This is a genomic window from Pseudomonas sp. DTU12.1 (assembly GCF_009873475.1).
In the GTDB taxonomy this organism is placed as follows: Bacteria; Pseudomonadota; Gammaproteobacteria; order Pseudomonadales; family Pseudomonadaceae; genus Aquipseudomonas; species Aquipseudomonas proteolytica.
Genome location: NZ_CP045254.1, coordinates 5411500 through 5438364, shown reverse-complemented (window position 1 = coordinate 5438364; position 26865 = coordinate 5411500). Strand labels below are relative to the sequence as shown.

Annotated in this window: 20 protein-coding genes and 1 pseudogene; 5 read left to right on the top strand and 16 right to left on the bottom strand. The window is 59.6% G+C overall.

The features are described from left to right. Positions 1–235 precede the first annotated feature (235 nt). From ribA to GDV60_RS24065, 3 genes are read left to right on the top strand one after another with little or no spacing between them, the layout of a single operon-like run. The gene (ribA, locus tag GDV60_RS24075) at positions 236–853 is read left to right on the top strand and encodes a GTP cyclohydrolase II (protein WP_029299440.1); all 618 of its coding nucleotides are present in this window, start codon (positions 236–238) and stop codon (positions 851–853) included. Continuing rightward, positions 850–1269 carry an MFS transporter gene (locus tag GDV60_RS24070; protein WP_159908956.1) on the top strand — a complete coding sequence of 140 codons (420 nt, stop codon included), beginning with the start codon at positions 850–852 and terminating at the stop codon, positions 1267–1269. Before ribA ends, GDV60_RS24070 begins: the two co-directional genes overlap by 4 nt. Further along, on the top strand, positions 1269–2066 hold the full coding sequence (locus GDV60_RS24065) for a cobalamin-binding protein (RefSeq protein ID WP_070995308.1): 798 nt from the start codon (positions 1269–1271) through the stop codon (positions 2064–2066). The genes GDV60_RS24070 and GDV60_RS24065 overlap by 1 nt, the downstream gene beginning before the upstream one ends. A 130-nt stretch (positions 2067–2196) precedes the next feature. Here GDV60_RS24065 and GDV60_RS24060 read toward each other — a convergent pair whose 3' ends face one another. From GDV60_RS24060 to GDV60_RS23990, 15 genes and pseudogenes are all read right to left on the bottom strand, one after another. After that, positions 2197–4089, bottom strand: coding sequence for a TonB-dependent receptor domain-containing protein (locus GDV60_RS24060; RefSeq protein ID WP_159908954.1), 1893 nt, complete (start codon positions 4087–4089; stop codon positions 2197–2199). A gap of 153 nt (positions 4090–4242) precedes the next feature. Beyond that, on the bottom strand, positions 4243–6141 hold the full coding sequence (gene dxs, locus GDV60_RS24055; RefSeq protein WP_159908952.1) for a 1-deoxy-D-xylulose-5-phosphate synthase: 1899 nt from the start codon (positions 6139–6141) through the stop codon (positions 4243–4245). 110 nt (positions 6142–6251) lie between these two features. Continuing rightward, entirely contained in the window at positions 6252–7139 is an 888-nt protein-coding gene (ispA, locus tag GDV60_RS24050) for a (2E,6E)-farnesyl diphosphate synthase (protein WP_070995310.1), read from the bottom strand. Then, on the bottom strand, positions 7136–7378 hold the full coding sequence (locus GDV60_RS24045) for an exodeoxyribonuclease VII small subunit (protein WP_029299452.1): 243 nt from the start codon (positions 7376–7378) through the stop codon (positions 7136–7138). Before GDV60_RS24045 ends, ispA begins: the two co-directional genes overlap by 4 nt. 111 nt (positions 7379–7489) lie before the next feature. After that, complete coding sequence (locus GDV60_RS24040; RefSeq protein WP_070995311.1) at positions 7490–7906, bottom strand: hypothetical protein; 417 nt, start codon at positions 7904–7906, stop codon at positions 7490–7492. A gap of 287 nt (positions 7907–8193) precedes the next feature. Beyond that, positions 8194–8607, bottom strand: coding sequence for a hypothetical protein (locus GDV60_RS24035; protein ID WP_159908950.1), 414 nt, complete (start codon positions 8605–8607; stop codon positions 8194–8196). Positions 8608–8721: 114 nt separating this feature from the next. Beyond that, the gene (locus GDV60_RS24030; protein ID WP_240160306.1) at positions 8722–9168 is read right to left on the bottom strand and encodes a hypothetical protein; all 447 of its coding nucleotides are present in this window, start codon (positions 9166–9168) and stop codon (positions 8722–8724) included. Positions 9169–10203: 1035 nt separating this feature from the next. After that, entirely contained in the window at positions 10204–10593 is a 390-nt protein-coding gene (locus GDV60_RS24025; RefSeq protein WP_159908948.1) for a hypothetical protein, read from the bottom strand. Continuing rightward, positions 10593–15212, bottom strand: coding sequence for an RHS repeat-associated core domain-containing protein (locus GDV60_RS24020; RefSeq protein ID WP_159908946.1), 4620 nt, complete (start codon positions 15210–15212; stop codon positions 10593–10595). The genes GDV60_RS24025 and GDV60_RS24020 overlap by 1 nt, the downstream gene beginning before the upstream one ends. A gap of 340 nt (positions 15213–15552) precedes the next feature. Next, a complete protein-coding gene (locus tag GDV60_RS24015; protein WP_104910988.1) occupies positions 15553–15951 on the bottom strand; it encodes a MerR family transcriptional regulator in 399 nt (132 codons plus the stop codon). Next, positions 15938–16533 (bottom strand): annotated as a pseudogene (locus GDV60_RS24010) (NAD(P)H-dependent oxidoreductase). The gene GDV60_RS24015 and the pseudogene GDV60_RS24010 overlap by 14 nt, the downstream one beginning before the upstream one ends. Positions 16534–16647: 114 nt before the next feature. Next, complete coding sequence (locus GDV60_RS24005) at positions 16648–18288, bottom strand: CapA family protein (RefSeq protein ID WP_159908942.1); 1641 nt, start codon at positions 18286–18288, stop codon at positions 16648–16650. 54 nt (positions 18289–18342) lie between these two features. Next, positions 18343–19431 carry a M14 family metallopeptidase gene (locus GDV60_RS24000; protein WP_159908940.1) on the bottom strand — a complete coding sequence of 363 codons (1089 nt, stop codon included), beginning with the start codon at positions 19429–19431 and terminating at the stop codon, positions 18343–18345. Between the two features lie 74 nt (positions 19432–19505). Beyond that, positions 19506–20798 (bottom strand): MFS transporter, encoded by a 1293-nt coding sequence (locus GDV60_RS23995; RefSeq protein WP_104910985.1) that lies wholly within the window; start codon positions 20796–20798, stop codon positions 19506–19508. Positions 20799–20825: 27 nt separating this feature from the next. Then, the gene (locus tag GDV60_RS23990) at positions 20826–22685 is read right to left on the bottom strand and encodes a DUF1302 domain-containing protein (protein ID WP_256679345.1); all 1860 of its coding nucleotides are present in this window, start codon (positions 22683–22685) and stop codon (positions 20826–20828) included. A 249-nt stretch (positions 22686–22934) separates the two neighbouring features. Here GDV60_RS23990 and GDV60_RS23985 point away from each other — a divergent pair, with 249 nt between their 5' ends. Further along, the gene (locus tag GDV60_RS23985) at positions 22935–24008 is read left to right on the top strand and encodes a GlxA family transcriptional regulator (protein WP_159908938.1); all 1074 of its coding nucleotides are present in this window, start codon (positions 22935–22937) and stop codon (positions 24006–24008) included. 11 nt (positions 24009–24019) lie between these two features. Here GDV60_RS23985 and GDV60_RS23980 read toward each other — a convergent pair whose 3' ends face one another. Next, positions 24020–25039, bottom strand: coding sequence for an AraC family transcriptional regulator (locus GDV60_RS23980; RefSeq protein WP_159908936.1), 1020 nt, complete (start codon positions 25037–25039; stop codon positions 24020–24022). Between the two features lie 229 nt (positions 25040–25268). Here GDV60_RS23980 and GDV60_RS23975 point away from each other — a divergent pair, with 229 nt between their 5' ends. Beyond that, complete coding sequence (locus GDV60_RS23975; protein ID WP_159908934.1) at positions 25269–26864, top strand: FAD-binding oxidoreductase; 1596 nt, start codon at positions 25269–25271, stop codon at positions 26862–26864. Position 26865: the final 1 nt, after the last annotated feature.

Here is a 26865-nt window from a genome sequence, read left to right as displayed (position 1 = left end):
AGCGAGCTTGCTCGCGAAGAACGTCAACGATAACGCTTGGTTGCAGGATAAGCGCGGCGCTCTCTGGTTCTTCGCAAGCAAGCTCGCTCCTGCATGCAAAGCCGAGCATTCATAGAACCAAGGCAAAGGCCAATCGAACCGATTGATCTTTATCAGCGATAATTCAGCTTAAGCGTGTGTAGGAACGTGCTGTTACAATGCCCGCCTCTGTGAAATCTGAAATCAGGAGCACACGGTGCCCGTCGTTTTCGTCGCTGCTTCCAAGCTGCCTACCCCTTTTGCCACGTTCACCATGCATGGCTTTCTTGAAAAAGCCTCCGGGCGCGAGCATGTCGTGCTCAGCCTGGGCGACGTGGCCGATGGCGCCCCGGTCCTGGGCCGGGTGCACTCCGAGTGCCTGACCGGTGACGCACTGTTCAGCCAGCGCTGCGACTGCGGTTCGCAACTGGAAGCCGCGTTGCAAGCCATCGCCCGTGAAGGCCGTGGTGTGCTGCTGTATCTGCGTCAGGAAGGCCGTGGCATTGGCCTGCTGAACAAGATCCGCGCCTACGAACTGCAAGACGGTGGCGCCGATACGGTCGAGGCCAACGAGCGCCTGGGCTTTGCCGCCGACCAGCGCGACTACGCCATCTGCCTGCCGATGCTGGAACACCTGGGCATCCAGTCCCTGCGCCTGATGACCAACAACCCACGCAAGGTCAAAGCCTTGACCGAAATGGGCATCACCGTTGCCGAGCGCGTGCCGCTGCACACCGGGCATAACCCGCACAACAAACTCTACCTGGCGACCAAGGCCAGCAAGCTCGACCACATGATGGGCAACGAGCACCAGGGCGAGGTTGACCGGGCGTGACGCGCGGGCAGGTCAAGCGGCGGCTGTCGTTCAGTTGGTGGCAGTACCTGGCGCTGGCGGTGTTGCCGTTGTTCGTGATCAACCTGGTATTTGGCCAGGGTGAGCCATTGTTGCCGGTGTTGGCGATGCCGTTCTTTATCGCCGGTGTCGCCTCGATGTTTGCCAGCCTGCGTTACTTCCATGGCTACAAACACGCGCTGATCGCCACCTCCAAGGCCCTCGATACGGCTGAAGAGCCCGCCGCGTGGATCACCCTTGCGGCCCGTCGACGCACGGCGTTGCTGGTCGCGGCATTCCCCGCCTGGATCGGTGCGCTGGCGGTGTTCGTCGGCCTGGAAGCGGTGCCGCTGTTTCTCCTGGCCTTGTCGACCCTGGTGCTGTTCTACCTCTATCGCATCCCGCGTCAGCTCGGTTGATGCGCCTCTGGCTGGCGGTTTTGCTGCTGGCCGCCAGCGCGTCGGCGACGGCGGTCGAGCGGGTGGTCAGTCTCGCGCCATCCTTATCTGAAATCGTCGTTGAACTGGGCGCCAGTGATCTGTTGGTGGGCGTTCTCGACGGCGGCGAACGACCTGACGCGCTGCGCAATGTGCCCTCGGTGGGGCGTTATGGGCAGTTGGACCTGGAACGCCTGCTCAGCCTGCAGCCTGACTTGCTGCTGCTCTGGCCCGGCAGCGTCGGCCCTGCCCAGCGCGAGCAGCTCAAGCGCTTGAACATCCCGATCTACGTCGCCGAACCCCATAGCCTTGAACAACTGAGCAGCCAGGTCGAGGCCATCGCCCGGCAGTTGGGCCGTGCCGAGGATGGTCGCCAACTGGCCGCCCGCTTGCGCCAACGCTTGGCCGAGCTGCGTCAGCGCTATTACCGCAGCGAGCCGTTGCGGGTGTTCTACCAGGTTTGGAACCAGCCGCTGTACACCGTGGGCGGTGGGCAGATCATCAGCGACGCGCTAAGTGTGTGTGGCGCGCGCAATGTGTTTGACGACCTCAAGCTGCCAGCGCCGCAGGTCAGTATCGAGTCGGTGTTACAGCGTGACCCCGAGGTGATCCTGGCGGCGGATCAAGCGCAACTGGACGACTGGAAGGCCTGGCCCCAGGTGGCGGCGGTGGCCCAGGGGCGCTTGCTGATCGTGCCGGATAAAGGGCTGGAGCGGCCCAGTGGGCAGATGGTGGAGGCGGTGGGCAGGTTGTGTCAGGTGATTGCGCCGAACCGCTGAGACCGCTATCGCAGGCAAGCCAGCTCCCACATTTGTTCTGGGGTGCGGCCAAAATATTCTGTACTGCCGCGTGTGAGTACAGTCAAATGTGGGAGCTGGCTTGCCTGCGATGACGTCGGCCCAGACAACCTCAGAGCTGCGGCGTCCACGTCACCCCAACCATCCACGTCCGGCCTTCTTCCCGATACGGCTGGTTGTTCTGGAAATTCGGATCGTTATAGCTGTACCACGCCCGTGTGTAACGGCGATCCAGCAGGTTATCGACCTTAAGCGACAACGCCACTTCCCGACTCAGCGCCCAGCCGCTGCGCAATCCCACCAGGTAATAGCCCGCGAGGCGGTTCTTGTTGTCCTCGGCGTCGTAGCTGCTGCTGATGGCCTGCCAACTGGCGCCCAGGCTCAACTGATCGAACTGCCGATCCAGGTCCAGGTTCAGGGTGCGCCGGGCGCGGCGGGCCAGGGTATGGCCGCTGGTGCGGTCGCGCGGGTCGATGATCGACAGGCCGAGGTTGCCTTGCCAGCCGAACAATTCTTGCTTGAGGGCGGCTTCGAAGCCGTTGATGCGGGCGGTGGCGACGTTTTGCGGTTTGCCGCCGTCGAGAATGATCGCGTCTTTCAAGTCGGTGCGATACAGCGAGGCCTCCAGCCGCGTGCTGTCGCTGAGCTGGCTGCGCCATTGCAGTTCGTAGCTTTTTGACGTTTCGGGCTGCAGATTTGGGTTGCTGTATTGGGGGTCGGGGTAATACAGGTCATTGAAGGTCGGCGCACGAAAGCCTTCGCTGTAACTCAGTAATACGTCGTTGTCGCTATTGACCGGCAAGGTCAGCGTACCGCTCCAACTGTTCTGCGCGCCGAATTGCTGGTTGTCGTCGTGACGCAGCCCCAGTTCGGTGGAAAACCACTCTCCCTTGAAGCGATGCTGGATAAACGCTGCGCGGTTCCAGCGGCTGTTTTCGCTGAACGTGGTGCTGCCGTGAAAACGGTCTTCATACCAATCGCCACCCAGGATCAGGCTGTTTTGCTGATCGAGCGTGAGGTCGTTCTGCCAGTTGATCGAGTCGCGGTAGGTGTTGAACACACTGAAGTCAGGGCTGAGCTTGTCGCGTTTGGTATCGCGGTTTTCGCTGTGGCCCAGCTCCACACGGGTCTGCCATGCCTCGTTGAGTTGGGCGTCGATATAGGCGCTGGCGCTGCTGACGGTGTAGTCGGTATAGGGCTTCTGGCCGACGCTTTGCCCAGTGGCGAAATCATAGCGACCAAAGCTATTGTCATATTCCGACTTGCCCCGGCTATCCAGCAGGTTGAAGCCCACCTCCAGTTCATCACTGAACTCATGGCTGAGGTTCAGGCTCAGCGACTTATTGCGATAGGCATCATGGTCACGGTCACTGGGGAATGAGGCGTGGCTCCAATCGATACCGGCGGTTTCATCCAGGCTCGCGCCCAGGTTGAAGCGCGTGCGTTCATCGCCGCCCGACAGCCCCAGGCTGCGCTCCCAGGTGTTGTTACTGCCAAAGCCCAGTTTCAGGCGCGGTTGCAGGCCTTGTCCGGCATTGCGGCGGGTGAATATCTGGATCACCCCGCCAATCGCATCACTGCCGTAAATCACCGAGCGCGACCCGCGTAGCACTTCCACCCGTTCAATCTGATCGACATTCAGGTATTGCAAGCCGCTGTCGCCGGAGGTGGTATTCGCGATCCGCTGGCCATCCACCAGCACCAGGCTTTGTGCCGACTTGGTGCCGCGTATGAAAATCCCCGGCAAGCTGCCCCGGCCACCGGTCCGCGCCACTTGCACGCCGGGCACGCGGCTGAGCAGGTCAGTGACGCTGGAGGGTTGCAGGCGGTCGATATCGTCGCGGGTGAACACCGTGTTGGCGGCGCTGCTGTCATTGCGCGCCTGCACCTGGCGGTTGGCGCTGATCACCACGTCGGGGAGCTTCAGGGCGGCGTCGCGGCTGTCGGCGAATAGTTGCGCAGAGGGTAAAAACAGGAGGGGCAGGGCAAATCGAAGGTATTTCATGGGCCGTCCATGGGTTCCAAGGCAATACAAAACAAATGTGGGAGCTGGCTTGCCTGCGATGCAGACACCTCGGTCTTTCAGATAGACCGGGGTGATGCTATCGCAGGCAAGCCAGCTCCCACAATTTGATCCGGTTTTTACCGGAGGATTGGGTTACAGGTCGAGCAAGGCCATGCGCTGGCGCACCGCGGCCTCGATTCCTGCTTCATCCAACCCGCACTCAGCCAGCATCTGCGCCGGCTTGGCGTGCTCCACGTAGATGTCCGGCAAGCCCAGGTGCAGCACCGACTTGAGGATATTCTCCCGCGCCAGGAACTCGCTGACTGCCGCACCGGCGCCGCCCATGATGGCGTTTTCTTCAACGGTCACCAGCAACTCATGGCTGCCGGCGATTTCGCGCACCAAGGCTTCGTCCAGAGGTTTGACGAAGCGCATGTCGATCACCGTGGCGTCGATTTTCTCCGCCACTTTCAGGGCTTCGGCCAGTTGCACGCCGAATACCAGGAACGCGGCCTTGCTGCCCTGGCGACGCACGATACCCTTGCCGATCTCGATCGGTTCCAGGTCTTTCTCGATCACCGCGTTCGGGCCGTTGCCACGGGGGTAGCGTACCGCCGCCGGGCCGTTGTACAGGTGCCCGGTGCTGAGCATCTTGCGCAGTTCGTTCTCGTCGCTTGGGGTCATCACCAGCATGCCGGGGATGCAGCGCAAGTAGGACAAGTCGTAGCTGCCCGCGTGGGTCGGGCCGTCTTCGCCCACCAAACCGGCGCGGTCGATGGCGAACAGCACGTCGAGGTTCTGCACCGCCACGTCATGCACCAATTGGTCATAACCGCGTTGCAGGAAGGTGGAATAGATCGCCACCACTGGCTTGGCGCCTTCGCAGGCCATGCCGGCAGCAAAGGTTACCGCGTGTTGCTCGGCAATCGCCACGTCGAAGTAGCGCAGCGGGAAACGCTCGCTGAACGCTACCAGGTCGGAGCCTTCTTTCATCGCCGGGGTAATGCCCACCAAGCGCGGATCGGCGGCGGCCATGTCGCACAGCCATTCGCCAAACACGCCGGAATACTTCGGCCCGCTGGCTTTTTTCGGCGCCGCCACGGGCGCGTCCAGGGGTTCGAGCTTGGTGATGGCGTGGTAACCAATCGGGTCGACTTCCGCCGGGGCGAAGCCTTTGCCTTTCTTGGTGACGATATGCAGGAACTGCGGGCCCTTGAGGTCACGCATATTGCGCAGGGTGGCGATCAGGGTCGGCAGGTCGTGGCCGTCGATCGGGCCGATATAGTTCCAGCCAAGCTCCTCGAACAGGGTGCCGGGGACCAGCATGCCCTTGGCGTATTCTTCGGTGCGACGGGCGATTTCCCACGCGCCGGGTAGGCGCGACAGCACTTTTTTACTGCCTTCGCGCATGCTGGCGTAGGTGCGGCTGGACAGAATTTTCGCCAGGTAATTGGACAAACCACCGACATTGCGCGAGATCGACATGTCGTTGTCGTTGAGGATCACCAACATGTTGGCGTCCACTTCCGGCGCATGGTTCAACGCTTCGAACGCCATGCCGGCTGTCAGCGCGCCATCACCGATCACGGCAATCGCCTTGCGATCGCTGTTTTGCAGACGGGCGGCAATCGCCATGCCCAGGGCTGCGCTGATCGAGGTGCTGGAATGGCCGACGCCGAAGGTGTCGTACTCGCTCTCGGAGCGGCGCGGGAAGGCGGCAATGCCGTCCTTCTGGCGCAAGGTGGCCATGCGCTCGCGGCGTCCGGTGAGGATTTTATGCGGATACGCCTGGTGACCCACGTCCCACACCAGCCGGTCGTCCGGGGTGTCGAATACGTAATGCAACGCGATGGTCAGCTCGATGACGCCCAGGCCGGCACCAAAATGCCCACCGGTCTGGCCGACCGTGTAGAGCAATTCCAGGCGCAACTCATCGGCCAGGGTTTCCAGCTCGGCTTCACCCAGGCGGCGCAAGCCGGCCGGCGTGTTGGCACGGTCCAGCAGCGGCGTGGTCGGGCGCTTGCGGGGAATCTCTTGAAACGTCGTGGGCATCAGGCGAATCGTTATAGGTATAGAAGAGGCGGCAGTTTACCTCAAGCATCGCAAACTGCCCACGCAGAGCACCGAACTTGGCCGATATGCGGCGCTAATGGCCGCTGTAATCAGTGGCGGCGTTCGACGATATACCGCGCCAAGTCACGCAGCGGCTCGGCTGCCGCGTCGAATGGTCGCAGGGCGGCCAGGGCCTGGTCACGCAGCTCCAGGGCATAGGCCTTGGCGGATTCCAGCCCCAGCAGCGACGGATAGGTCGGCTTGTCACGGGCAATATCGGCGCCCTGGCGTTTGCCAAGGGTCGCGGTGTCGCTTTCTACGTCGAGAATATCGTCCTGCACCTGGAACGCCAGGCCGACAGCCCGGGCATAAACCTGCAAGGCGGCCAACTGCGCAGCTTCGGCGCGGCCACTGGCCAAGGCACCGAGGTGCACGGCAGCCTCGATCAGCGCACCGGTCTTGTGCCGGTGCATATATTCCAGGGCTTGCTGGTCCAGCTTGAGGCCCACCGAACCCAGGTCAATCGCCTGACCCCCGACCATACCGGCCGGACCTGCGGCAGCGGCCAACGCGGTGACCATACGCAGGCGGATCTGGGCATCGACGCCGCTCAGGCGCGGATCAAGCAAGGCGCTGAACGCCAGGCTTTGCAGGCCGTCACCGGCGAGGATCGCACAGGCTTCGTCAAACGCTTTATGGGTGGTGGGCTGGCCGCGACGCAGATCGTCATCGTCCATCGCCGGCAAATCGTCGTGTACCAGCGAGTAGGCATGAATCAACTCCACCGCACACGCCGCACCATTGGCTTGCGCGGCGTCCACACCCAGCGCCTCACAGGCCGCATAAGCGAGCAAGGGCCGCACCCGCTTGCCGCCGTTCATCACGCTGTAGCGCATGGCGTCATACAGCCGCGCCAGCTCCGGGCTTGGCGCGACAAACAGCGGTTCCAGCGCAGCATTGACCCGGGCCTGACTGCTGGCCTGATAAACGTCGATCATTGCGCTTGTTCCGCGTCGAAAGGTTCTTCGGCCAACTCCCCATCCCGTTCCAGCAACACCTGAACCTTCTGCTCGGCCTGCGCCAGGGCGCTCTGGCAATCGCGGGTCAGGCCGATACCTTGCTCAAACGCCGTCAACGAGTCTTCCAGCGACAACTCGCCGTTCTCCAGACGCTCGACCAGGGTTTGCAGATCGGCGAGGGATTGTTCGAAATCGAGTGCAACTTTTTTACGGGCCATGGCGGCTATTCCGGTTGACGGTAAACGGGCGCGACACTAGCAGATAGGGGGGGGAGGGGCAAATTGGGGCACGGTGTTGGGGCGGGCTGGCCGTCGCCGTTGAGGCAGTAGTCACCAGGTGGACTGATCTTCCAGGCTGGCCTTGTACAGGTCGTCTTTCCACTCTTCATTGGCTAGGCGCAGAATATCTGCAAAAAAAAGTCGCGGATCATCTATCTCGGTCTCGTCCCAAGCCATAGTTATGTGTTCGTCGTAATCGCTTTCAAATTCTTTGGCAAAATTGTACTTGGGTGTTTTCAAAGCCTTTTCGAGTTCTAAAATTAAATAGTAACGGTGCCTATAAGACAGATATAGAAGATCTTTTATTATAAAATCCCTAATTATCTTCTCTCTTTCTTGTGCGTTATTTGGATCGTATTTTCGAAGTTCTTCTCCGACGGTGTTTTCAAGGTCGTATATTGATAGCGCTCCCAGTATGTGGGAGATGTTTGGGATGTAGGGGGTGTCCGTGAAGGGGGCTTTCAGCATAGATTGCTCACTTTGGGCATGCCGTAAATGGCCGTGTTGGATAGTTTTTATCAAGTCTGACTTCTGTCTTGTAAACGTGACGGATCTATTTAGCGCTGTGTGCGGATAATGGCCATAAGCGTTTGCCGCGCATCACAACTTAGTGGTTATCTTTATTCAAGCGCATACTCTCAGGGAGGGCATTGATGCATCAGTGGTGGATTTTTGGATTAAAATTTCCGCCACCTTTGTCGTTTGTCGTGCCGTTATTCAAAGTCGGTCGCGTGAATGTGATGGCGACCTGGGCGTTAAAGAAAGGCGGCATTAATTCGTGAGACTTCTAATTTTATAAACTGGTCGTTTAGGTTGGGATGTTTATAATGGATTTCCTCATCATGGAATACAGTAAAGGTGTTGAAAACATCGTTGCAGAGCTTGCCGTATAGGAAGTAAGCGAACCCATCTCCTTTCTTTTCAATTAGGAAGTCGATAGAGGTGACGCTTTGGATTTCATAGTTTTCAGCAAGTGTCAAAGTCAACTCAACACTGTACGTGTTGCCTATTGAGATTTCATAAGGGCAGACGCTGGCAAAACAGTTTACTGTGACACCGTCGATGACAAGCGTCACGTCTTCGTCCACATGTTCGTTAATTGCGACTACTAGTGCCTTTATTTGGTTATTCGGTGTAGGGCCTGATGATTTTTTCAGCGACGTTGCCATTTATGGTTCTCCAAAATTCCTTACCGCTTTTTGTGTGCAAAGTTGTTATTTGACCTGCTTTATTAGGGCTCAAGGGGACGGATCTATTTAGAAATTGACCTGTCGAGATAATTGTTATTTGATTGAATAGCTATCTCTATTTTTGCCATTTATTATTGTCGTTAAAGAGAAATTAGCTGCACTGGTGTTAATGTTTGGTTTTTTGTCAAGAGCTTTGAAAATATAAGTTAGAGGTTGAGTCATGTATTTTCTTTGCTTTCCTTTTGCTACGTACTCGCTGAACTCCTGCTCGGTCGTCGTTTTGTTAGTGTATTTTTGGTGTTTTTTTGGAACTTCGCATGCATACAAGTAAAGTCTCCATGCGTCGAAGCCGTCAATCCGCCCGTCGGTACTGTAGTCGAAGTCAATACATATCTGGGATATGTAAACTCTGCAACCAATTCCATGTGGTTCGTAGGTCGCGTCATCAGTGATTTTCCCGCGTTGTGGGATTTTTTTGGAACGCCACAGACCTAGAATATTTTTTGTACCAAAAGCTGACTCAAGTAAGTCAGTTGCCATTTTGACTTGCCCTAAATAATCGCTGATCAGATTTTATATCGTCGGGTTTTTCATTCTCTTAGCCTTTTTGATTTATCTATTTCTACGGTTTTTGAAAAGCTTACAACGTCATTGATGCTGTTTAATGAGCCTGGATGGGTGTTGATGTTGTCAATGAGCCTTATTGTGATAAGTGTATTTTTTTGCCTTTCTACAATATAAAGGTGCGGATTTTTTTAACGCTGCGCGAGAGCAACGGTCGTAAGTATTTTCCGGCATTTACGCATAGAGTAATGGCTTGCGCGGGGGCAGTGGCAAACGTGCTGCTGTATCGAACTACGATTAAATAGAGTCGTCCTGGTTATCGAGGGTGGCGTTTTTTACAACTCGCCGGTCATGGCTTGGTTTACTAAGTGAAGCTGTGCTGGGGGTTGAACCTCATAGCTTTCTGTTGTTGAAATAGTAAATTTGAGGAGCGTTGTTCAGATGCTTTAATTTTATGACTCATTCTGCATCGCCTCGGCGTGATAGCGATTGAGGCATTCGAGTAAGATTTTCATAAACTGCCTCTGATCAGTAATTTCATCGTCAAAGTAAGTATCGAAAAGATAAAAAACTGAATCAAAGTTCTCGTCGGTTTTCAAGAAGTGCTCTAGTGTATTGATGTACCATTCTCTTTCTTCTTTTTTGTAATTAAGAAACTCAGGTTTCGTCAGTTTGTCAGAATAGCTCTGAAAGTTCTTTGTCGTCATTAACGTTTTTTGAAACAATAAATCGCTCCCTTTCGGGGTCGTCGTAATTATCAAAGCTGTATGTAAATAACAGGCTTTTGATGGTTGAAAGTTTTGGTGGTGGTTTCATATTAGAAGTCCGTATGCGCTGTGTGTGAACGGCGGGTCTATTTAGTGCAGTGCGCGTACAATGGCCGTAAGTGTTCACCGCTCATCGCACTTTTCATATAAGCACTAGACTCAGTGGGGGTGGGCGCGTCAATGGCGGATCTATTGTTGCGCTGACCCGCTATCAAATAAATCCGTCCGGTTGGGTGCTTTGCTTTTAAGCCCATAGCACGCAATCATGGTCATCCAAGTGAACTAAAAACGATAGGTCCTGATCGGTAAGCCAGAACGGATAGCCAGTTGTTTCCCCTATGACTAGTGCTAGGTCGTGTGCATTTTTGAGTTTCCATCCTCTATAGTCAGTATCAAAAACCAAAAGAGTAAGTTCGGTTTTTTTTATGCGTTCTGGTATTTGCTTCCAAAAGTCGGGGTTGTGTTCGGTGTGTTTCTCATTGAAGTCGAGTGGGTCTAGTACATTTTTTTCAGTTTTAAAGTATTTTTTTGTTAAATTAAGTATTAATGTTTCAAGTTCTTCCGGGTTGAGTTTTTTTGAGGTGATCTTCAGTGTTTTTAGAACTTCGTCTAGTTCTTCTTCTAGGTAATTCATTACGGTGCTCCGATTCTTGAGCGGCTAACTGGAAGTGATTCTAGGAGTATATGCCCTCTTACTGCACCACCATCTGTCCTTTTTCCGGCAGTTTGGTAACCAATATGAGGTGATTGAGGACCCTGTTTGCTAGAAACCAGTACTGGGTCGTCAATGTTGACTTCCGTTCCCCTGTTTGGTCCTTTCTGTACACGCCACTCGGTTGGAAATGACTTTCCGTATTTATCCTTTCCCCACTTGGTCACGCTGTAATCGTGCTTGGGGATACCTGTGCGGTGGAATGCCTCATTTAAGCCTTTATGCATTTGTTCATAGGCACTACCGCTTTGTTTACGCCAGTCAAGATCAACGTTGGAGTTTAACTGCCACTCTTTTTTGGCGTTTAGCTGAGGGCAATCTGTAGGTTTACATACCAACCCCAACGGATCCACCCACCCCGTTGGGTTGGGCACATACAAATATCCGTTCACCCCACCCGCCAACTTCACCGGGTCGGGGGTCAGGTAGCGTCCGTTGTCCGGATTGTAGTAGCGATGCCGGTTGTAATGCAGCCCGCTTTCCCGGTCGTAATACTGCCCCTGAAAGCGCAGTGGGTTGTCGACCGTGCCTACATCCAACCGGGTGATTTTCCCGTAGGCCTGGTAATGGGCAGACCAAACGATTTTGCCGTCCGCGCTGGTCAGTTCCTGCGGCGTGCCCAGGTGGTCGAGTTGGTAGTGGAAGACCTGTGTATTGGCCGGCCCGAAACCGTCGAGCAAGGCCAGTGGCCTGAAGCTGTCAGGCTCGTAGAGGTAGCTGCGGTGCTGGCCATGGGTGTGTTCGGCGATGAGCTTGTCGCCTTGCCAGAAAAACTCGGTGGTCTTGCCCGCCACGGTTTTGCTGATGCGCCGGCCAAACGGGTCGTAGCGATAGCTGGCCTGGCTGCCGTCCGGTTGGGTGATGCCGATCAGGCGGTGCTGGCAGTCGTAGCGGTATTCGGTAACCAGTTGCTGCGCGCGGCCGCGGCGTTCGCGTATGAGGTTTCCGAAGGCGTCGTAGTCGTAATGCCGGTCGCCTTGTAGTAACAGGCGGTTGCCGACGACGATGCCGGGGCCTGGGCGGTCTTGCATCAGCAGGTTGCCCGCCGGGTCGTGGGCGAAGCGTTCTTGCACGTCTTGCGAGTGGTCGGCGCAGGTCAGGCGGTCGAGGGGGTCGTAGTGGTAGTCGTGCTGGCCCTTGCGGGTGTCGAGCAGGCGGGTGAGGTTGCCGGCTGGGTCGTAGGTGTAGCGGCGAAGGCCGTGGCGGTGTTCGTGTTGGGCCAGGCGGCCCTGGTCGTCGTAGTGGTAGTGGCTCAGCAGGTGGCCCTGCTGGCGCTGCTGCTCGCGGCCGGCCTTGAACAGGTGCGAGGTGAGTGTGCGGCCATTGAGGTCAACGGTGGCGAGGTGGCCGCCCTTGTCGTGGTTGAAGGCCAGGTGGTTGTTGTCGGGCAGGCGCAGGTGGTCGAGTTGGCCGCAGCTGTCGTAGCCGTAACGCAAGGTGCCCCAGCCCTGGTGTTCAGCGGTCAGGCGATTCTGGCTGTCGTATTCGTAGTGCAGCGGCCAGTGGCCGTCGTCGACGCTTAGGAGATTGCCAAGGCGGTCGTAGGTGTAATCCACCGTGCTGCCATCGGGCAGGGTTTTTCGGATGAGGCGCCCGGCGTTATCGCGCTGGTAGGCGGTAATCAGCTGACGGTCATCGTCGCCAAACTCGGTTTTTTCCTGCAGGTGGCCGTTGAGGTCGTAGACGTAGGCGGTGCGTTTGCCGTCGAAGCCGGTTTCCTGCTGGATCAGGCCGTTGGGGTGGTACGCCAGTTGATAGCGCTCGCCTGACTCGTTTTCGATTTCGGTCAGCAGCAGGCGGGTGTTGTCGTAGCGGTACTTGAGTTGAGAACCGTCGGGGTTGATCCGACGACTGATCAGGTGCAGTCCGTCGGCATATTCATACCGGGTCACACGCCCCAGTTCATCGCGCTCGGCGGTGACTTTTCCGTAGGGGTTGTAGCTCAATTCGCGGGTGGCGCCGCCCGGCAATACCACCTTGAGCAGTCGGCCTACCGCGTCCCAGTGATAGTGGGTCAACGCGCCGTGTTCATCTTCACGGGCAATTTGCCGGCCCAAAGCGTCGTAGCGATAACGCCGCACGCCGCCATTGGGCAGTTGTTCCGCAACCAACTGCCCAAGGTCATTCCACGTCAGGCGCTGACAGCTGTGGTCCGGATGCCAAACCGCTAAAAGCTGCCCGCGCTTGTCATAGCTGTACTCAGTAACGTTTCCATCTGGATCGGTTTTGCGTGTGATATCGCCCTGATCATTACGCTGGTACTTCCAGACCGCCGCACCCCGGCGCATGACCCGTACGAAACCATGCTCATACTCGTAGGCGGTAGGCTCGTCATCCCCCGGAAACAGCGCCACCAAGCGCCCAGCCTCGTCGTACTGATAGGCCGTAATCGCGCCGAGGGGATCCTGCTCAACCGTCAGCCGGCCCTGTGCGTCGTAAGACTTGAAATGCTCGCCGCCGTCCGGATCAACCCGCTGCACCAGGCGTGCGCGTGGGTCATGCACATACACTTCCTGGCTGCCATCGGCGTTGAGCAGGGTGACGCGGCCGTCGTCACCCCAGACATAGCGCGTATCCATCTGCGCAAAACTGGCCCAATGCCGCACACAGCGCGCCGCCTTGCCAGACCGTTCCCACGCCCAGAAGAAACTCGCCCCACCGGCCAACTGCCGCTCAGTGATCACCGCAAGGCTGTCGTACTGATAGCGCTCGCTTTCGCCTACAGCATTGGTCGCCTCAACCAGTCGCCACTGTTCGTCGTAGCGGTAGGAAACGACGTTCTGCTCAGTCACCCAGGCGTCATCCGCTTCGCTTTCCACGCGAAACACCTGGTAGTCCACCGCCACGATGTGCCCGCGCTCATAGCGCAACAGCAGCGCCCGCCCGGCATCGTTATCCAGGCGCAGAATCCGCCCCAACCCATCGCGGGAAATGCGCAGGCGGTTGTCATACCGATCGCTGATCGCCGTCAGCACACCGCCCTGGAAGTGGTAGAACCGTGCCCCTTGAGCCAGCACCAACTCATCCGACGCCGCCCCCAGATAAATCGCTGCTTCAGCCAGGCTATTACTGATGGCTGGTCGCTCTACGGTGGGCAGGGGAAAGGTGGTGCTGCGGTTCTCGTGGTCAGTCCACACCACTGACTCGCCGGCCACTTCCAGCCGCTGCGCCAGGGAATGGCTCCAGCCAAAGCCCAACCCGCTATCCACCTCCACGGCGCTGGTGCGATACAGCCGCGTCCAGGCAAATGGCAGTACGCCCTGCAACTCGCCATCGGTCAGGGTCAGCAGTTCTTCGCCAGTGACCATGGACACCGGGCAGCCATGGGTCGCGGTTTTATCGGCGCTGGCGCTGGCTGCGCCGTTGGGGTTTTTCGCGGAGGAAGGTGCGTCGTCCACCGCTTCAATTTGCTTGAGCGTGGTATTGCGCCGAGCCCCCCAGTGCATCTGCAGGCCACCTTTTTGTAAGCCGCCGACGACGCCGCGCACGGCCACCGCCTTGTAGCGATCCACCGCCGCCGTAAAACGCTTGAGGATGTCGAACACGCCTTTGACGAAGCCCACCGCAAGCTCAACCACCTGCGCTCCATACTTCGCCAGCCGCAGCCCCAGATACGCGATCCCGGCACCTTGCAGGGCAATGGTCAGCACCAGCGCAATCAGCAAATCAATGAGCAGCGACACGGCAAAGCCGGCAATCACCTCGGCGGTTTTCCCCGCCACCTGGCTGGGCGGCAACGCCGACAGCCAGATCATCGCCGTGCGCAGCATCAGGTACAGCGCCGCCTCGTCGCTGGCCAGCAACATCGCCTGTTCCATCACCTGGGGCGCCTCATGCGCCAGGGCCGCCAACTCGGCGGCCTGGGTGCCGAGGCGTTCGATGTGCTTGGCCGGGTCCTTGAGGATGTCCTGCACCAACGACACGCTGTCCCACACCCCGGAAATGGCTGACCAGGTCCCGGCCAATATCCCACTGCCAATGGCGCTCGCGCTGGAGGCCTGCCAGTGCGGTTTGAACCCACTCCACTCCTTGCGCAGCCAGGCTTCCAGCTCAGCGGTCAAACCGTCGTAGGACGCAAACAGCGCCTCGACCTGCGCCGCCGACACCCCACCCTGCACACGCACCTGATAGCGCCCGCCGGCCACGCAGTGATGGGAGGCCTGACCCTGTTCATCCAGTTGGATAAACGTGGAACTGCCGTCATCCAGGCCAATCACCTGCACCTGGAGATTGCCCAGCGGCACGTCATACACCGACTCGAACTTGCTCTCGATCTTCAGCTCACCGCCTGCCGGACACACGGCAACACTGGAAGCAAAATCGCTGTCGGTCATGCTCACCGACATTTGGGAATCCCCGACCCGCAGCACCCGCTCCATGCCCAGTAACGCCGGCAAGTCCGCGGCATGGCTGGCCTTGTCCAGGGCCTGCGCGTACCAGCTGGTGACTTGCTGGCGATATACCGCCAGGCTCTGGTGAAAGCCATTCAGCTCGTATTCGATCAGGTCGATGGGCGATGAATCAGGGGCAGGGGCTGGCATCCATGACGTCTCTGCAAAAGAAAGGCGTCGGAGAATGCCGCAGGAAAAGGGCGGTTGGAGGTGTGGTCTGTTAAATCAGAATGGGCTTACGTGCAGGGAGAATTTACTAGGTGGGATCGCCGCTTATGCCCACATGAGACGGCGATGCTGCTGATTGGCAAAAGCCGCTTTTTAGTCATATAGCCAAGGCGTCAGCTCCTGCAGGTTTTTCACCACAATCTGCTGGGCCTCGGGTTTGGGGTCCAGCCAACGGTTTTGCCCAGCGCTGGGTTGACGCCATGACGCGGGAAATCCTGGCCGAAGAGCGCGCCCTGCAAAACAAATGGGGCGATCTGCTGAACTAGCTGTTGCGCGCAGTGCCGGTTTCCACCAGCCGTGCAAACTGGCACTGACCCTGGGCCTGCTCCAGGCTGCCCTCAAACGCCACCAGCCCTGCATGCACCTGTTGCAGGGCTTCGATCTGCGTCATCAACTCGCGCTTCTTTTGCGCTATCGCCTGGTTGGCGCGCTGCCATGGCAGCTCATCGCCACGGTGCCCGTGCAGAATCTCCTGCAACTCCTTGAGCTTGAAACCCAGCTGTTGCGCACACTTGATAAACGTCAGCAGCTCCACGCTCTGCGCCGAGTAAACCCGATACCGCCCCTCGCGTTGTGGCGGTGGCAGCAAGCCGATGTCCTCATAGTGACGAATGGCCTTGATTGTCGTACCTGACAGCTGCGCGGCTTTACCGATGTACATGCAGATCCTTTCCTAAAAGAGTGTGCCGGCCTTTTTCAGCCACTTGTCGCGCTGCGCTGCGGTAGAGCCCAGCACAGGCCCGAACATTAAGGTCTTGGTCGGCTTGATGCCACAAAACTCAAGGGTGGTCTTGCGCATCTGGTGCACGCCGGGCATGCGGTAGAACCAGCGGTAATACCACGGCGGCGTATCCAGGGCCACCAGCAGGTGAGCGGTTCGGCCTTGCAGCAGCTTGTCGGGGAACGCTTTGCCCTTGCGGTATTTGAAGGCGAAGCCGGCAAGGAAAATCCGCTCGATGAACCCCTTCAACAAGGCCGGAACACCGCCCCACCAGATGGGGAACACGAACGTCAGATGTGTCGCCCACAGAATGTCGGATTGGGCGCCGAGCAAGTCGGGCTCCAGGGGTTGGGTCTGGTGATAGGCATGGTGCAGGATCGGGTCGAAAACCAACTCGCCAAGGCGCAGGATGCGCACCTCATGGCCGGCGTTTCGGGCCGACTGCAGGTAGGTCTCGGCGAGGGCCGAACAGAAGCTGGTGCTGGAGGAGTGGCCAAGGATGACCAGGGTGCGCTGAACCACGGGGGAAGTCCTGAAAGGAGTGATGTTCAGCGTAGGGTCTGCCGTATAGGGGAGAGTCAAGGCCCGCGACAAAAAAGCCTGCGGTTCAAGGCAGGCTTGGCGCTGTTGCTCCCATCAGTCCGGGAGGCTGGAAAGTGGCGAAAGGATCTCGTTCCACACCTTGTCCCGCAGATGGGGCAGTTGGCTCTTCTCCAGTTCGGTCAGCCCGTAGCCATCCGGGTTCTCCAGCACATCGAAGAACTTGACGATGCGGCAGTTGAAACGCTTGTCATCCAATCTTTCGTTAACGATGTAGATAGGCAGTGCCTTGACGTTGAACAGGCGAGTAACCCCCAGGAATTTCCCGATGCTGAATTTGAGGGTGTAGGCCAGTTTTGAGTTACGGCTTTCGGGGTGGTAACTGACGAAGTCGCCGAACGCGTAGATCACCAGCGCATCCTGCTTGCCAGGGCGCGGGATAAGTTCTGCGGGCTGGCTGACATGGGCATGGTTGCCGAGGATCGTGTCTACACCGCAGGCAATCACCTTGCGTGCGGCTTCCACGATATTGACGTGGGGGTACATCTCGAACTCCCAGCCCCAGTGGCAGTAGGCGATGATCCAGTCCGCACCCTTGGCTTTGGCACGGGCGACCTGTTTTTCGATCAGTGAGTAGTCGGGCGCCGGGTTTACATCGTTGAAGCGCACCACGTTGGCCAGGTACGCCTTGTCAGGCGATGGGTCGCGGCCATTGAGGTCAAAGGTATAGGCCAGCAGGGCAACCTTGATGCCGTTTTTCTCCACCACCACCACGTCATCCTGCTCGGCCTGGCTGGCGGCAGTGCCGGCATAGTAGGCGCCGGATTTTTTCAGTACATCGAGGGTGGCGAGTACGCCTTGTTCACCCCAGTCCAGGGCGTGATTGGTCGCGGTACTGAAGAAGTTGATGTTCGCCTCATCACGGAACTTGCGGAACATCGCCTCGGAGGTGTTCATCTTGGCCGGTTGCCCCTTGGCCTGATAGCGTCCCAGTTCACTGTGCCGGTCAACGGTCGATTCCAGGTTGGCGCTGACGATGTCTGCGGTGCTGTAGAAGTCCGTGATGTCATCGAACAGGTGCGGGGTGTTTTCCGGGGTCAGGACATCGACCGCCAGCAGGTCTCCGGCACATGACACCGTGACCGAGCGCAAAGGTGGGTAGCCGAAGCCTGGGTCCAGCGGCGATTGATTGAGGTTGAAGAAGTTGAACGCCTGCGACTCAAACAGCTCCTCCAGCCCCGAGCCTTTCTCGGCCACCTCAAGTTGATTGAACCAGTAGCGATAAAGCCACTTGAGTTTTTGGAAGGGCTTGCCCGAGATGTCGTACACCCCGGTTTCTGCCTGCGGGTAGTGGAATTGCTCATAGAAAACGTAGCTGGCCAGCAGGACCGCGAGCCGGGTCAGGCCGCGCAGGTCAATGTGCTTGAGAGCAGGGGGGATGATCCCGAACCGCGGGCCGTTGATGAGGTCATCGAAGGTGACGCCCGCGCTCAACTTGGCAGGGTCGGCCAAGATTGGCTGGATCGCGGCAAACACCTTTTGCGGGCCCTCCTGGGCCACCCAGCCGAACAGCCCCCGGGCGCTTTCCTGCTCCTGGGGGCTGAGCGTCTCGGTCATCTGCAGTTCGCCAGTCGCCACCTGGTTGAGTGTGGCGACGACCTGATCCTGATGCTGGTCGAGACGGGCCTGGATCTTTTGCATGACCTCTTTTAACGCTTGCACCAAATAGGCACTCATCATGAACATCCTCTGTGGTTTGAGTGGGTACCCCACCGATAGTGGGTATTTTTGTCATTCAAGGCGTGTGGCAAGACCGCGCAGGGTCAGCGCCGTCACTTCGCGGGCTTGTTCCAGTACCTGGCGTTTCCAGCGCTCGGTATCGATGTAGAAAGCATCGCGCAACTGGCGCTTGATCTGCACTCGCCGGGCGTGTGCCGTATCCGGATGGGTGTGCAGCCAGTGATCGGCACGTAGGGCCGACAGCACCCGTGGCCCCGGCTGTGTGCCGTACTCCAGGGTCAAGCCGTTGTATTGCGCGTGGGGGCATTCCTCCATCACGGCCAGGTCCAGGGTGCCGTTGAGCATGGCCGACGAGGAGGTTCCGTCTGCGCTGGTCGTGACCTGCGCGCCCCACCAGCTTCGCGCCCGTGCAATATCGCCGGGGTGGTTGAGCCCTTTGTAGATCCGCTCACCCACGCCACACGGACCTAGCCCCGTGTGCACATCGATCCAGCCGATGCGCCGGCAGTGGTTGCCCAGGCGACGGATAATCTGGCGCAGTTGCTGATTGCTCCAGGTCGGTGAGGTGCCCGCGAAAAACAGGCCATCCGCGTGGCTGTGTTGGCCGCGGGTAATGGCTGACTGCAGGGCTTTGCTGCCATGGCGCAGGGCGTATCCGGCCAGGCCCAACGTGCTGAGCAGGGTGGGTGGTTGCCGTCGCGGCAGCAGCAGTGGGGCAAGGGCGTGGTAGTCAGGGTTGTCGGGCAGCGGTTGCGCGAAGTCAATGAAGTTACGGTTGAGGTCGACATTGTCTTCGTTGACCCGGCGCAGCCAGGAGAAGCCGTAGGGGTTGATCGCATGCAGGTATAGCACCGCCAGGTCCTGGCGCTGGCCGTGTTGCATCCACTCGCGGTTGCGCAGGTGATCGACCTGCACGGCCGAGCCGCAGAAACCTTCCACGCCATGCACACCGCTGCTCAGGACCAGCAGGTTGGTGGCCGTGGGCGAGCCTGCAAGCGCCACGTCCAGGGCCAGTTCCTCGCCATCGCTGCCCGGCAACGGGTGAGGATGGGATTGGACCTCCAGGCCGGCGTTTGCGCAGGCCTGGAGGAATTTTTGCCGAGCTTCGGCGTAGCTTTGTGAAAAGCAGGATAAGTCCATCGGGTGTTCCCTATTGGCAGTCGTGCTGGGCGCTGCGCGCAGCGATCAAGGTGGTGGGGCCGCCGCTGCGCGGCTTATGCCGGGCTGATGGCCGCAGAACCTGCGTCGGGAATGCTGGCCGTGAGTGCGCGGCGACTGCGTTCCGGGTCGATCAGCGCAAGCCCAAGCAGGCTGAACACCAGCAGGGCAATACCAAACAGGCCGATGGCCAGTTCGAAGCCACGCACCAGGTCGCCGTTCTGCCAGCCGATGGCTTGCCCGACCAGCACGGGCGCGAGCATGCCGGCGGTGGTCAGCAGGGCGATATGGATCGCCAGCATGCTCCCGCGTTGGCGAGCCGGTGCGATGTGGGCAACGATGCTGAAACCGAAGGCCGACAGCAGGTTGAGGAGAATACTGCCGAGCAGAAAAAAGCCCAGGGTCACGGTCAGGCTGGTGTTGGTAAAACCCATCAGGATGTAGGTCACGGCGGCGACCAGGCAAGCCAGCAGGGGCGGCACGACCATCGCCTTGCGGATGCTGGCGCCGCGTTTCATTGCGCGTTGCGCCAGGCTGGAAACCAGCAGGTTGATAAAGATCACCCCCAGTGTGGTGGCCAGCACCAGGTAGCCCGATTGCATCGGCGTCATGCCCAGGCCTCTTTGCAGGTAGGTGGGCAACCAACTGTAGAGCAAGGCATTGGGCAGGTAGCTGCAGAACGCAACCAAGGTAATGCAGACAAACGTGCGGTTGAGCAACAGCCGCTTGTAGGGCAGCGTAGGCAGCAGGTCGCCCTGGGTGTCCCGTGTATCGTCATGCTGGCCTTCGCGGCCATACCGTTGCCACAGCAGCAGCCACACCAGGCCGACACCGGCCAGCAGCACATAGCCCGTGCGCCAGCCGTACTGCTCGATCAACTTGGGCAGCGCCACGGCACCGGCAATCGCACCGAGCATGATCGCAACCTGAATCAGCGCCGCCGGCAGCACCCGCTCGCGGCTGGTGTACCACTTGAAGCAGGCGTGTTGGGTCACCGCCGTGCCCGGGCCGCAACCGGCGCCGAGCAGGACGCGGCTGGCCAACAGGGTAAAGAAACTGGTGGACAGGGCCGCGAGCAATTGTGCGGTCATCCACACCAGGGCCATGCCGGAGAGAATCCAGCGGCTCGGCATGCGGTTGGCAAGAAAACCCACCAGCACCCCCGAGATCGAATAGAGAAAAAAGAACGCGCTGCTGATAAAGCCGAACTGCGCTGGCGTGAGCTTTAACTCATCAATGATCTGCGGGCCGGCGAAGGCGAAAATGGTCTTGTCCAGCACGCTGATAATCACCACTGTCATCAGCAGGGCAACTACGAGCGGGCGTCGGCTATCGGTCAATGAACGCATGGAAATGGCCTTGTTTTAAGGGGAGTGCTAGAAGCGAATGCCGACACTGGCCTCTAACAGGCTGCGATCTGCCACCAGGTTGTAATCGCCGCCACCGGTGTTCAGGTAGCTGAGATCGAAGGTGTAAGTGCTTTTGTAATCGCCGCGCACACCGAGTATTTGTGCGTAGCGGCCCTCGGAAAATACCCCGTCATAGGCATGCCCCTTGATGTCGTAGACCAGTGTCAGCGACGGCGTCACGTCCAGCCCGGGCAACACATTCCTGTAGTTGATTTCGCCTTTGACGCGGGTGCCCCAGGCAAATGGCGTGATAAACCCGTCATCCGCGCACCTGGCCGCCGGGCCTGTGCACTTCGCGGCTTTACCGTAGGGCGCGCTGCCGAAACCGGGGCGGCCATAACGGATCTGCTCGGTGTCGGGCAGGTCGTGTACGTATTTCAATCCGGCTTCTGCGGACAGCTTCATCGCGCCGCCCAACACCTGGCCAAAAGGGTGGCTGGCGCCCAGATTCAATTGGCTGACGTGGAAGCGGTCGTAGCCGCTTGCCAGGTAGCCCGTCGGGGTTTTGGACAGGTAGCCCAGGGGGCCGCTGCCGGCGAGCAGCCCGGCAATAAAGTCGGCGCCGTTCCACGCAATCGGTTGATTGGGGCGGTAACTGTATTCGGCATAAATCCCGGTGCCGCCCGGTAGCCGCGTCTTGAAGTTGAGGGCATACAGGCGAATGCGGGTTGGATAGGCGCGCTGATAATAAGCCGCCACGCCAGTTGGCGTTGCCTGCCCCACGTTCGCGGCCGGTGGCGTCAGTACGCCAGGGCCGGTGCGCACCACTTGGGTCAGCGCTTCGCGGCTACTGTAGTCAGCGAAATACAAACCGAACAACCCGACGTCCTTCCACAAATACTGCAGGCTGGCGCCGAATTGATTGTTGCCTGGGCGATGGTCCGGGCCGCGGGCCACGTAGTCCAGGGGATTGTTGAGGGCCTGGCCATCGCTGGTGTAGATCGGCCGTCCGGCGATCGCGCTCATCACGCTGCCGTTAAGGATGAATTGGTTGCAGCCCGGTTGGGCGTAGTCGCTGGTCGACAGAAATGTGCCGCAGCCAGAGTAGGCACTGGGGCGCAATTCAAACTGGTTGAACGCATCCACCGACAGGTTCTCGGTCAGGGCCAGCTTGGCGTACAGGGTCGGCATTGGCACGGTGCGGGCTTCGGCAATCGAGGTGGCCCGGCGTGCCGCCGCCCAGTCAAACGCGTTCACCGCCTGCAGGCCACCGCTGATGGTGGTGGGCGTGACCCACGGGATCGCCTGGTCGCCCAGGCGCACCAGCAGGTCATGCCCGCCAGGCTGGAAGTTGCCGTAGACGTAGGCATCGTTGAACAGCGCATTGGAGAAGCGCGCCAGGGAATCGAACCCCGAGTCACTGAGTGGTTCTCCCGAGCGATAGCCGTTGGGGACGCTGCCGTGGTCGACGTCCTGGTGTTTCTGGGTATAGTCGTACCAACCCTTTGCGCTGACGAAAACCCCGAGGTTGCGGTGGCTCAGATCGGCTTGCAGGTAGGCTTCGGCAGACGTAGAAACCGCATCGCCGCGCTTGTAGTTGAGGTTGCCGTCGTTGAACAGGTTCATACCGTATTCGGCGCTGGTCAGGCGGTGGCTTGGGTCGTCCATGCGTCGTACCGTGCCCAGGGCCAGGGCGCCTTTGACCTGCAGGCGCGTGTCTTCATGTTGCCATTGCATGCCGTTACCCAGCCCTGACTTGAGGTCACTGAACACCAGCTCCCCTGCGCTGACTGGAGCGCTGATACCCGCACTGAGCAAGGTCGTGGCCAACCCTGCAGCCACTGGCTTGCCGGTACTTCCCCAGGCGTTTCTTATTGTTGTTTTCACTGACTGATACCCTTGTTTTTTTTCTTGCTGAGGCCAGGTGTTTTTCAGTCTAGCGTCGAAGCGATTGCGGTAATACGGCGAATACCGACAGCAATAGAGCTAATATCGCCAAGAAAAAACCAGGGATCTGCTGAGCTTTGTCGAGGGGGCAAGCTTCATCGCCACAAGTCAGCGCAGTGCCAGGGCTGGTTTTTATGAGGCGTAGGGCTAATATCGCCAACCATAAATCCAATATCGCCAGGTAAGCCCATGAATGTCCGCGTCGATTTATTGCATGGCCCGCACAATCTCGCTGGCACGCTGTTTAGCGTTATCGACACGCTGCGCACCTTCAACAACCTCTGGCAGCTGCGCAACCCGGATAAGCGCGGGGCGTTTTTCCACTGGCGCTTGATCGATGCGGCGGGCAATGAACTGCCACTTCCGGACTGGCTGTCGGAAATGCGCCCGCCCAGTCCCGGCCGCAAAACCCTGCGGCCCTCGCAGACGGTCCTGTTTGTGCCTGGCGTGCAGATGAGAAGCGTGCCGGACCTGAACCAGGTTCTTGCTCAATGCACCGACGAGTTGAACTGCATTGCGCGGTATCACGCCCAAGGGCGTGTGGTGGCTGCCAGTTTTAACGGCGCCGTGCTGCTTGCGCGTGCAGGGGTACTGGATGGCCGGCGCGCAACCGTCACCTGGATGATTGCCAATTGGTTTGCGTCCGCCTTTCCTAACGTGCAATTGGCGATGGAAGGCCCGGTGGTAGTCGACGGGCCGGTATTCACTGCCGGAGCCCCTGCGGCGGTCTGCGACCTGATGGTGGAATTGATCCGTCACTTCGCCGGCGAAGAAATGGCCCAGATCGCCACCAACGGCCTGCTTTACCACCCGATGCGTTTTGAGCATTCCAGCCTGAACTTCCCCGGCATCTCGGTAAAAACCCGCGACAGCGTAGTGTTCCGCGCCAAGCAATGGCTGCAGCAGCATATTCAGACACCCTACAGCCTGGACGCGGTAGCCGAGGCCGCGACCGCCAGCCCGCGGACCTTGCTGCGGCACTTCAAAGAGGTGGAAGGCATGACGCCCCTGGACTACCTGCACCGCCTGCGGGTTGAACGGGCCAAGCAATTGCTGGAAGTGACCTTGATCGATCTGACGGAAGTCATGGAGTACTGCGGTTATCAGGACGCCAGTGCGTTTCGCCGCCTGTTTTTGCGCACTACGGGGCTGACGCCTTCAGAGTATCGGCGGCGCTACACCATGCGCATATCCAGCCGGCGGTGGCGGGCGGACGAGGCGGGGGAGGATTTGATTGAGGGGTTGGGGCTCGACCGCCTGTAATCTGCGCTGTTTCAGCTGGCGCGGTGAGTCTGCCGATACTCGCCCGGCGGCATGCCGGTGCGGCTCTTGAAGGTGCGGTGGAACGAGCGCGGTTCGGTAAAGCCCAAATATTGGGCGATGTCCTGGATCGGCAGGTCGCTGTGCAGCAGGTAGTGCTCGGCCAGTTCCTGGCGCAAGTCGTCGAGGATCTGCTGGTAGGACGTGCCGGCCTGCTGCAACTGGCGTTGCAAGGTACGCACCGACATGGCGAACTGCTCGGCCACCTGTTCCTTGCGCGGCAGGCCTTCCTTGAGCAACTGGCGCAGGGCGTTCTTCACCCGTAGCGCCAGGGTCGAGTCGTCCAGCGAGGCCATCAGGCCCAGGGCGTGTTCTTCCAGGGTCCGCAGCAGTTGCGCATCGGCCTGGCGCAGGGGCGTTTGCAGGTAACTCAACGGCGCTACCAGGGCCGAGCAGGGTTGCTCGAAGAGCACCGGGCAACCGAAGAAGTCCTCGTATTGGCTCAGTTGCGCGCCGTCCGGCAAAGGGTGTTCGAGCAGCACCTGGCTGGGCGACAGTTCGGCGTCGGCGATCCAGCGTGCATACACCAGCCAGGACGCCAGCACGTTCTCGACCATATGCCGACGGATCCGTGGCTGCTGGTGGCGGCAGTTCCAAATCAGCCGAACCTGCTCACCGACCATCTCCGCGCGGCTGGTGCCCATGTCGCCCACCAGCTTTTCGAACGGCATGATGCGGTTCATCGCCTCGCCCAGGGTGGCGCAGTTCATGGTGATGTAACCCAGCACGCTCCACGAGTTGGGCAACACGAAACGTGCCGAATTGAGCCCGAACAGTAGGTCCCCGGAGTGTTCGCAGAAATACTCCAGCAGGCGTTCGTGGACGTGCACGGGCAGGCGCAGGCTGTTGTCGTCCAGTTGGCCGGCAGTGATCCCGGCCGCCGCCAGGGCGGGGGCGGTCGCTACGCCGAGTTGTTCGGCATGGCGCAGATATTTCAGCAGAGGAGGGACTGAGGTCGAGCCGAGTGTCTGCATGATCGGGTTCCTGGCGGGGGTGTTGCCGGCGGCATTACCTTGCGCGCTTCGATGGCTGGCAAGGTAATTTGAAACCGTGGCTAAAGTAAATGCTCCCGTGGCGACATCGGGTAATGGACCGATTGACCCAATTGGCTACTCCATTTGTCCTGATGCGACCGTGACAGCTTGCGCCGGCTGATTAGTATGGGTGGACTGAAAATCACACGATCTGCTGGGAGAAACACGCATGCGACGCTGGAACGGCTGGGGCGAAGAAACCACGCAGATGGAGATGCCGGCCCATGGGGCGGCGTTTTTGCGCGAGCGACTGGGCGAGGGTCACACCCTGCCTGACGCCAGCCTGGACAGCGCCCTGGCCAGGGTTCCCGCCTCGCGCCTGGCGCCCCATCCGCTTTACAGCATCGAGCCCCGTGACCGCCTGATGCATGCCCGGGGCCAGAGCTTGCCGGACTGGCTGGCCCTGCGTGAGGGGACGTTGGGCCAGTATCCGGATGGGGTGGCCCTGCCGGAAAGCGTCGAGCAGATCCGCCAGTTGCTGGCCCTGGCCGACAGTGCCGACCTGTGCCTGATTCCCTATGGCGGTGGCACCTCGGTGGCCGGGCATATCAACCCGCCGGCGTCCTTGCGCCCGGTGCTGACGGTGTCCCTGGCCCATATGAATCGCCTGCTCGACTTGGACGAGCAAAGCCTTATTGCCACCTTCGGCCCTGGTGCCAGTGGCCCCCAGGTGGAGAGCCAGTTGCGGGCCAAAGGCTACACCCTGGGGCACTTCCCGCAGTCCTGGGAACTGTCGACCCTGGGCGGCTGGGTCGCCAGTCGCTCCAGCGGCCAGCAATCGCTGCGCTATGGGCGGATCGAGCAACTGTTCGCCGGCGGCACCCTGGAAACGTTCGCCGGGCCCCTGGCGATCCCGAGCTTCCCGGCGTCGGCCGCCGGCCCCGACCTGCGGGAAGTGGTGCTGGGCAGTGAAGGACGTTTCGGCATCATTTCCGAGGTCAAGGTGCGGGTCAGCGCCTTGCCCGAGGATGAACGCTTCTATGGCGTGTTCCTGCCGGACTGGCCCCGGGCCCTGCAGGCCATTCGGCAACTGGTGCAGGCACGGGTGCCGCTGTCGATGCTGCGCCTGTCCAATGCCATGGAAACCCAGACTCAGCTGGCGCTGGCCGGCCACCCCAACCAAATCGCCTGGCTGGAGCGCTACCTGGCGCTGCGTGGCGCTGGCGAGGGCAAGTGCCTGCTGACCTTCGGTGTCACCGGCAATCGTCGGCAGAATGCCCTGTCGTTGCGCCAGGCCCGCCAGCATCTGAAGGCCTTTGGCGGCGTGTTCACCGGCACCCTGCTGGGCAAGAAATGGCAACAGAACCGCTTTCGCTTCCCCTACCTGCGGGAGAACCTCTGGCAGGCCGGCTACGTGGTCGACACCCTGGAGACCGCGACCGACTGGTGCCATGTCGATGCCTTGCTGCACGCGATCGAGGCCAGCCTGCGCGATTGCCTGGCGGCCGAGGGCGAGCGGGTCCATGTGTTCACCCACCTGTCCCACGTCTATGGCGAAGGGTCGAGCATCTACACCAGCTATGTGTTCCGCCCGGCGGCGGACTACCCGGCCACCCTCGAACGCTGGAAGGCCCTGAAGCAGGCGGCCAGCCGCACCATCGTCGAAAACCACGGCACCATCAGCCACCAGCATGGCGTGGGCAAGGACCACGCGCCCTACCTGCCGAGGGAAAAGGGCGAGTTGGCGATGGCAGCGCTGCACAGCCTGAGCCGGCATTTTGATCCGGCCGGGCGCCTCAACCCCGGCACGCTGCTGGAAGACTAGG

What these genes read in the sequence shown, in the direction of transcription:
- GDV60_RS24005 (WP_159908942.1), bottom strand. Translation starts at nt 18,288, where the DNA reads ATGAGTGCCTATTTGGTGCAAGCGTTAAAAGAGGTCATGCAAAAGATC.
- GDV60_RS23985 (WP_159908938.1), top strand. Translation starts at nt 22,935, where the DNA reads ATGAATGTCCGCGTCGATTTATTGCATGGCCCGCACAATCTCGCTGGC.
- GDV60_RS23980 (WP_159908936.1), bottom strand. Translation starts at nt 25,039, where the DNA reads ATGCAGACACTCGGCTCGACCTCAGTCCCTCCTCTGCTGAAATATCTG.
- GDV60_RS24020 (WP_159908946.1), bottom strand. Translation starts at nt 15,212, where the DNA reads ATGCCAGCCCCTGCCCCTGATTCATCGCCCATCGACCTGATCGAATAC.
- GDV60_RS24000 (WP_159908940.1), bottom strand. Translation starts at nt 19,431, where the DNA reads ATGGACTTATCCTGCTTTTCACAAAGCTACGCCGAAGCTCGGCAAAAA.
- GDV60_RS24030 (WP_240160306.1), bottom strand. Translation starts at nt 9,168, where the DNA reads ATGGCAACTGACTTACTTGAGTCAGCTTTTGGTACAAAAAATATTCTA.
- GDV60_RS24025 (WP_159908948.1), bottom strand. Translation starts at nt 10,593, where the DNA reads ATGAATTACCTAGAAGAAGAACTAGACGAAGTTCTAAAAACACTGAAG.
- GDV60_RS24065 (WP_070995308.1), top strand. Translation starts at nt 1,269, where the DNA reads ATGCGCCTCTGGCTGGCGGTTTTGCTGCTGGCCGCCAGCGCGTCGGCG.
- GDV60_RS23995 (WP_104910985.1), bottom strand. Translation starts at nt 20,798, where the DNA reads ATGCGTTCATTGACCGATAGCCGACGCCCGCTCGTAGTTGCCCTGCTG.
- GDV60_RS23975 (WP_159908934.1), top strand. Translation starts at nt 25,269, where the DNA reads ATGCGACGCTGGAACGGCTGGGGCGAAGAAACCACGCAGATGGAGATG.
- ispA (WP_070995310.1), bottom strand. Translation starts at nt 7,139, where the DNA reads ATGATCGACGTTTATCAGGCCAGCAGTCAGGCCCGGGTCAATGCTGCG.
- GDV60_RS24040 (WP_070995311.1), bottom strand. Translation starts at nt 7,906, where the DNA reads ATGCTGAAAGCCCCCTTCACGGACACCCCCTACATCCCAAACATCTCC.
- GDV60_RS24015 (WP_104910988.1), bottom strand. Translation starts at nt 15,951, where the DNA reads ATGTACATCGGTAAAGCCGCGCAGCTGTCAGGTACGACAATCAAGGCC.
- dxs (WP_159908952.1), bottom strand. Translation starts at nt 6,141, where the DNA reads ATGCCCACGACGTTTCAAGAGATTCCCCGCAAGCGCCCGACCACGCCG.
- GDV60_RS24035 (WP_159908950.1), bottom strand. Translation starts at nt 8,607, where the DNA reads ATGGCAACGTCGCTGAAAAAATCATCAGGCCCTACACCGAATAACCAA.
- GDV60_RS24060 (WP_159908954.1), bottom strand. Translation starts at nt 4,089, where the DNA reads ATGAAATACCTTCGATTTGCCCTGCCCCTCCTGTTTTTACCCTCTGCG.
- GDV60_RS24045 (WP_029299452.1), bottom strand. Translation starts at nt 7,378, where the DNA reads ATGGCCCGTAAAAAAGTTGCACTCGATTTCGAACAATCCCTCGCCGAT.